The sequence below is a fragment of the Nostoc sp. genome, from assembly GCF_036917455.1.
Classification (GTDB): Bacteria; Cyanobacteriota; Cyanobacteriia; order Cyanobacteriales; family Nostocaceae; genus Nostoc.
The window spans coordinates 1-6,735 of the sequence record NZ_JBALDK010000192.1 but is presented as its reverse complement, the minus strand read 5'-3'; the positions used below and the strand labels follow the sequence as shown (position 1 = coordinate 6,735).

The following is a 6,735-nucleotide window of genomic DNA, read 5'->3' as shown; positions in this document are numbered from 1 at the left end:
TGTTTGGCTCTCCAAAATTTCACTGCTAACTTAAGTCCTAATTGCAAATTTGCAGTTTCTTTATTATATCATAAAAAACTTTTGCAAGAGTTCTATTGAATGCTAGCAGTTCAAAAGGTAATAACCTGCTCTCTGGGGGCGATGGCAATGATTATCTTTACATTTTTAATGCCTACGATTACTCCTACTCTTTAGGCAATAACACCCTCAATGGTGGTGCAGGTGACGATACATTGAATGCCAGTAGTTTACCAGGCTATAACCTGCTTTCTGGGGGTGATGGCAATGATTCTCTTGACATCTCTGGCTTTTACTACAATAGCTCCGACACTCGCTCAGTAGGCAATAACACCCTCAATGGTGGTGCAGGCGATGATACCATTAAGTGCTATCAGTTCAAAAGGCGATAACATCCTCTCTGGTGAGGATGGCAATGATTTCTTGGATGTTGAAGACTCAGAAGGCTATAATACCGTCAACGGTGGCGGTGGTGATGATTATCTCTCTGCTTTCTTCGCTTCTGGTAATAACACCCTCAACGGGGGCGCTGGTAACGATAGTTTGAATGCTACAAGTTCAACAGGCGATAACTTCCTCTTTGGGGGAAATGGCAATGATATTCTGACAAGTGGCAACGGTAATGATACCTTATATGGAGGAGATGGAACTGATACCTTTGCTTTCAATGGTTACAGTGAAAAAGGTATTGCTACTATTTATGACTTCAACGCAGCCAATGAATTAATTCAGGTATCGGCTACTTATTTTGGTGGCGGGTTGTCAATAGGTTCACTCTCAGCTAATCAGTTTACTCTGGGAACATCTGCAACAGCGATCGCTCAACGATTCATTTATGATAATTCTACAGGTGGACTGTATTTTGACCAAGATGGCAGTGCGGCTGGGTTTACTCAGGTAAAACTTGCCCAACTATCTGCTGGATTATCACTAACCAACAACAATTTTGTGGTTGATTAATTGTGATTAGTAGAGACGCGAAATTAATTTCGCGTCTCTACTAATGTCAAACGAATTGTGAGCGATCGCTATACCCAAAACCAGGAGAATGACGATTAGTTTAACCTACGTCATCATGGGCAAAGCGATTAAACAAGAAGTCTAGAGCATAATTACGTAGTTGGTAATATTGTGGATCTTCCATGATGCGGGCGCGATCGCGGGGACGAGAAAAGGGAATTTCCATGACTTCGCCAATTTTTGCGTGTGGGCCATTAGTCATCATTACCAATTTATCTGCCAAAAATAGTGCTTCGTCGATATCATGGGTAATCATCAGCACTGTACAACGGTTATCGCCCCAAATTTTCAGCAATTCTTCTTGTAATTCTTCTTTGGTGATGGCATCTAGCGCCCCAAATGGTTCATCTAAAATTAAGACTTTGGGACGAATCGCCAAAGCACGGGCAATAGAAACCCGTTGTCTCATCCCACCGGACATCTGCATTGGTTTCTTTTCCATTGCATCAGCTAATCCCACCATTGCTAAATGATCGCGGACGATCGCTCTTTTTTCAGCTTGTGGTTTATTAGGATAAACAGCATTAACAGCTAAGTAGATGTTTTCAAAAGCAGTTCGCCACGGTAGCAGGGCATAGTTTTGGAAGACAACCATCCTATCTGGGCCTGGCTTGGTAATTGGTTCTCCTTCGAGTAAGACTTCGCCGGAGGTGGGAAAGTTAAAGCCAGATACCATATTTAATAGTGTCGATTTGCCACAGCCGGAGTGGCCGATAACACAAATAAATTCGCCTTGTTCGACGTTGAGGTTAACGCCATCCAGTACGGTGAAGGGGCCTTTTTTTGTGGGGTAGACTTTGGTAACGTCTTTAATTTCTAGGAAAGGTCTGCGGCTGGTGGTTGCAGAGGATAATGGTTTTCCTATTGTGTTTGTAGCTGTAAAGTTGCGGTTTTGCATGGTATTTGGGGTTTAAAATGCTTAATGTACGCGATGTGCAACTGAATATTCTGACCTCTCCCCTAGAACCCGCATTTCTCACAAGCTTGAGGGGAAGGATGGGCAGAGGGGCAGAGGGGCAGAGGGGAAAGAACTTGGTATTTGAACTCTCCCCTGCTCCCCTGCTCCCCTGCTCCCCTGCTCAAGCGCAGGCTTAATCGAGATGTGGTGAGAAATCCGGGTAGAAGGGGCTACGGTGTACACACATCTCTGTACCAAACCAAAATCGTGTAGATCCTCCTAAATCCTCCGATAAATTGGAGGACTTTGAGAGGTTTTTGCCCCCCTTTTTAAGGGGGGTTGGGGGGATCAAAAGCTTGGAGTCCACTCTCAAAGACTTGTGTGTACACCGTAGCTAGAAAGGGGTAAGGGGTTAGGTTTTTTGTTGGTTTTTCCAAATGACATGAAAAGTCAAATCATAATGGAGTTCAAAGGCTCATTAATGAAGTTCAAAGGCTCATTAATGAAGTTCAGAGGTTCATTAATGAAGTTCAGAGGTTCATTAATGGAGTTCAGAGGCTCATTAATGGAGTTCAGAGGCTCATTAATGGAGTTCAGAGGCTCATTAATGAAGTTCAGAGGCTCATTAATGAAGTTCAGAGGTTCATTAATGGAGTTCAAAGGTTCATTAATAGAGTTCAAAGACTCGTGCGTGATGTCCTACTTCTTCCACTTCCTCTTTCTGTCAACAGTTTTTTATGATGCGAGTTTTCTTCTTGGTGCATCAAGAACAACTTCGGCGACTGAAAAATCACGTTTAATTTTCAAGCTGTTGAGATAGGCGATCGGCTCGTCGGCGTTAAAGGGAGTGCCATCGAAGAGTTTGATCGGTTGGCGAATATAGCTAATATCCAAACCTAATTCTCGTGCGGCGGTGCTGAAAACACGCACTCGACAAACCCGTTCAACAACTTCTACCCAATTTCTGGGGAAGGGAGTGTCACCCCAACGCGCTAATTGACTCATAATCCAAATTTGTTCGGTGCGGCTGGGGCGGTTAATGGCAGATTCAGAATAAAACTGGTGATGAGCATAGTCTCGTAAGGGATGATCTAAGCTACAGACATTATTATCTGGATCTTCGAGTTGAATGTATTCTAAATCAGTACTAACATAATCTCGCCCTGCTAAAATTTGCCGAATTTCTTGGGCATTGTCGGGATTTGCACAATACTGGCAAGCTTCTAATAAAGCTTTGGTTAAAGCAATGTGCGTATTTGGATAAGTTTCTGCCCAATCTTCCCGCACACCAAGAACTTTACCGGGGTGTCCGAACCAAACTTCTAAGTCGGTAGCGATGGTAAAGCCGACACCTTCCACAGCAGCGCGGTAATTCCAAGGTTCGCCGACGCAGTAACCATCAATGCTTCCGGCTTTTAAGTCGGCTACCATCTGCGCTGGGGGAATGGTCTTCATATCCACATCGCAATCGGGGTCAATTCCACCAGCCGCTAGCCAGTAACGCAGCAACAAGTTGTGCATAGATGCGGGATGCACTACTCCCATTGTGTGCCGTTGTTCGCGGGTACGAAGCAGATATCTTTTGAAATCTGATAAGGTTTGCACCCCTTGGTCGTAAAAGTGTTTTGCCAAGGTAATGGCGTTACCGTTGCGAGTCATGGTTAGGGCGGTAACAACAGGCAAAGGTTGGTTATTATGTCCTCCCAAAGTTAACCACATCGGCATCCCAGAAGGCATTTGAGCCGCATCCAAATAACCGCCGCTTATGCCATCAACGATACCCCGCCAGTTGCTTTCGCGCACGAGGTTAACTTCATCTAAACCATGCTTGACAAAGAAACCTTTTTCTTTCGCAACTGCTAGGGGGGCGCAAGCTGTTAGAGGTAAAAAGCCAATTTCTAAGTTAACTTTTTCTAATCCATGACGAGCAACGTCGGCAGTTTTTCGCGCCCGAATTTTCTTGATCCGTTTCTGCTGATTGAGGAAGTAAATCATCTCACTCCGCAAGCTGTAGTAGCTAGGATGTTCTACTACTTCCATCCGCTTGCGGGGTCTGGGAATATCTACTTCTAAAATGTCACCGATTTTAGATTCGGGGCCGTTGGTTAGCATCACGATTCTGTCAGATAATAGCACCGCTTCATCGACATCATGTGTAACCATGACGGCGGTAACTTGATTTTCTTCGCAGATTTGCATCAGTTGTTCTTGCAAATTGCCGCGTGTGAGTGCATCTAATGCACCAAATGGTTCATCTAGCAAGAGTAATTTAGGACGAATTGCTAGGGCGCGGGCGATCGCAACTCGCTGCTTTTGTCCACCTGATAACATCCCCGGTTGTTTGTCAGCATGGGGACGCAAACCCACCATATTAATATGTTTGTCGATAATGGCGTTTCGCTCCTCGGCGGATATACCCCTCATTACCGAGTCCACAGCGAGGGCAATATTTTCTCTTACCGTCCGCCAAGGTAATAGCGAATAATTTTGGAATACCACCATCCTGTCTGGGCCAGGTTTGGTGATTCTTTGTCCTTCTAAGGTGACAAGACCCTCGGTTGGCAAATCCAAACCCGCAATCATATTTAATAGAGTGGATTTACCGCAACCGGAGTGACCAATTAAAGAAACGAATTCTCCTTTTTTAATTTGGAGGTCGATTCCTTTAAGGGCGATATATTTGCCACCACCAGTTAATTCAAAAACTTTTTCAATTTGATCGACAGCTACAAACATAAGATATTTGGTATTTGGTATTTGGTATTTGGTATTTGTCTTTCATCACTTTTCCTTGGTATGTGGTCATTAGGTCGTGTTTTCAAACCTCTGTTTAAGCACCCTAGTCTTTGAAGATCCCCCCAACCCCCCTTGAAAAGGGGGGCTTTTAGAGTTTCTTTTCCCCCCTTTTTAAGGGGGGTTAGGGGGGATCTTCGAGTTTGAAAACAGTCCCTAGTCCTTAGCTTTTTACAAATGACTAATGACCAATGACCAATGACCAATGACTATTTTTGCTCTGCTGGTAAAATCTTGTTTTGCAGCCAACCCATTGCTTTATCTAGGAGTAAACCAACGACACCTATATAAACTAGAGCTAAAATAACTTCGCTGACGTTGTTATTTTGATAGGCATCCCAGATAAAAAAGCCGATTCCGACAATACCGGACATGACGATTTCGGCAGCGATAATTGCTAACCAAGCTAAACCGATCGCAATTCTCAACCCTGTAAAGATGTAGGGTAATGCCGCCGGAATCAAAATATTAATGAAATAGTCTTTGCGGCTAAGTTGCAGAACTTTGGCGACGTTGTTGTAATCTTGGGGAATTTGGGTAACGCCGACAGCAGTGTTAATTAAGATGGGCCAAATCGCAGTAATGAAAATTACGAATAAGGCGGCTGGTTCGTTTTGTCGTAAAGCTGCTAAAGAAATCGGAACCCAAGCTAGAGGCGGTACAGTCCGCAGTAATTGAAAGATGGGATCTAAAGCTTTGGACATGGTTTTATTGACACCAATCAAAACGCCCAAGCCAATACCAACGATCGCAGCTAGGGTATAACTGATAGCAACCCGTTTCAGGCTGGCGAGAATCTGCCAAAATAAACCTTTATCAAGCCCACCCCGGTCATAAAATGGCCAAAAAATGAGAATCCAAGTATCTTGAACAACCTGTATTGGCCCTGGTAATGTAGCGCCTGGAGTCCAAGCAAAGAGTTGCCAAATAGTCAGGAAAATTGCGATCGCGATCGCTGGTGGTATTAGATCGGGAAATCGCTTTTGCAAACCTGATATAAAGCTATTATTCAATCTAGGGCTTGCAGGACGTTTTTGAGCTATTGTCATGATGTTGTATTCTCCGCAAATTTTATTTTTTATTTGTTTGAGACGCGATTCATCGCGTCTCTACAAGGGTTTAATCGTGCCTCTAAATACTGACTTTTTTGATTTTCAAATTCTTCAAATATTCTTCTGGCTTTTCGGGGTCGAATTTGATGCCATCAAAAAACTCTTCTACCCCACGGGATGTATTTGTGGGAATATCAGTAGCAGGAATCCCAGCTTCTTTGGCAGCTTCTTTCCAAATATCTTCGCGGTTGACTTTGTTAATAAGTTCCTTAGCCTTGGCAGCATTATTGGCAATATAATCTTTTGGCAAGAATCCCCAACGAACGTTTTCAACTATGAACCATAGATCGTGACTCTTATATGGATAGGAAACACTACCTTTTTCATCTTTCCAGTAGTAAGCCGCCATTGATTTATCGTCAATTTTGCGACCATCACCCATGTCATACTTGCCTTGGTATGGATCGGCCAGAATTTCCGGTGAAGGAAGGTTGAAATAATTCCGTGCAGCGAGAATTTTAGCGGCTTCTTTGCGATTATCAAAATTATCTAACCATTGTTGAGCTTCCATAATTCCTTTTAAAATCGCTTTGGTAGCTTTAGGATTTTTATCAACCCAATCACCTCTCATCGCTAGATATTCTTCAGGATGATTTTTCCAAATCTCTGCGGTTAATGCTGCTACGTAGCCAATTTTGTCTTGCACCAGACGATATGGCCAGGGGTCGCCTGTACTAAAGGCATCCATTGTTCCTGTTTTCATATTGGCGACAGTTTGCGCCGCAGGTACTGTGAGCAATTTGATATCTGCATCTGGATCTAAGCCACCTGCTGCTAACCAGTAGCGAATCCACAAATCTTGATTGACATGGGGAAAGGTAAATGCGGCGGTGAAGGGGGTTGAAGATTTTAATTCCTTGAATAGGGATTTGGCGCTGGCGAGTTGTAAACTAA

The 6,735-nt window shown here is 43.7% G+C and carries 6 protein-coding genes; 2 read left to right on the top strand and 4 right to left on the bottom strand.

All coding sequences use genetic code 11. From position 1 onward, the window contains the following. Positions 1 to 95: 95 nt before the first annotated feature. Positions 96 to 410, top strand: coding sequence for a hypothetical protein (locus V7K42_RS20035; protein WP_334919102.1), 315 nt, complete (start codon positions 96 to 98; stop codon positions 408 to 410). Then, complete coding sequence (locus V7K42_RS20030; RefSeq protein WP_334919100.1) at positions 373 to 978, top strand: hypothetical protein; 606 nt, start codon at positions 373 to 375, stop codon at positions 976 to 978. Before V7K42_RS20035 ends, V7K42_RS20030 begins: the two co-directional genes overlap by 38 nt. 100 nt (positions 979 to 1,078) lie before the next feature. Here V7K42_RS20030 and V7K42_RS20025 read toward each other — a convergent pair whose 3' ends face one another. The 4 genes from V7K42_RS20025 to V7K42_RS20010 all read right to left on the bottom strand — a co-directional run. Beyond that, the gene (locus tag V7K42_RS20025) at positions 1,079 to 1,936 is read right to left on the bottom strand and encodes a nitrate ABC transporter ATP-binding protein (RefSeq protein WP_334919098.1); all 858 of its coding nucleotides are present in this window, start codon (positions 1,934 to 1,936) and stop codon (positions 1,079 to 1,081) included. A gap of 735 nt (positions 1,937 to 2,671) precedes the next feature. Next, positions 2,672 to 4,672 carry an ABC transporter ATP-binding/substrate-binding protein gene (locus V7K42_RS20020; protein ID WP_334919096.1) on the bottom strand — a complete coding sequence of 667 codons (2,001 nt, stop codon included), beginning with the start codon at positions 4,670 to 4,672 and terminating at the stop codon, positions 2,672 to 2,674. Between the two features lie 266 nt (positions 4,673 to 4,938). Further along, a complete protein-coding gene (gene ntrB, locus V7K42_RS20015) occupies positions 4,939 to 5,778 on the bottom strand; it encodes a nitrate ABC transporter permease (RefSeq protein WP_334919094.1) in 840 nt (279 codons plus the stop codon). Between the two features lie 82 nt (positions 5,779 to 5,860). Beyond that, positions 5,861 to 6,735, bottom strand: an 875-nt coding sequence (locus V7K42_RS20010; RefSeq protein WP_334919092.1) for a CmpA/NrtA family ABC transporter substrate-binding protein, incomplete at its 5' end; no start/stop codon positions are given.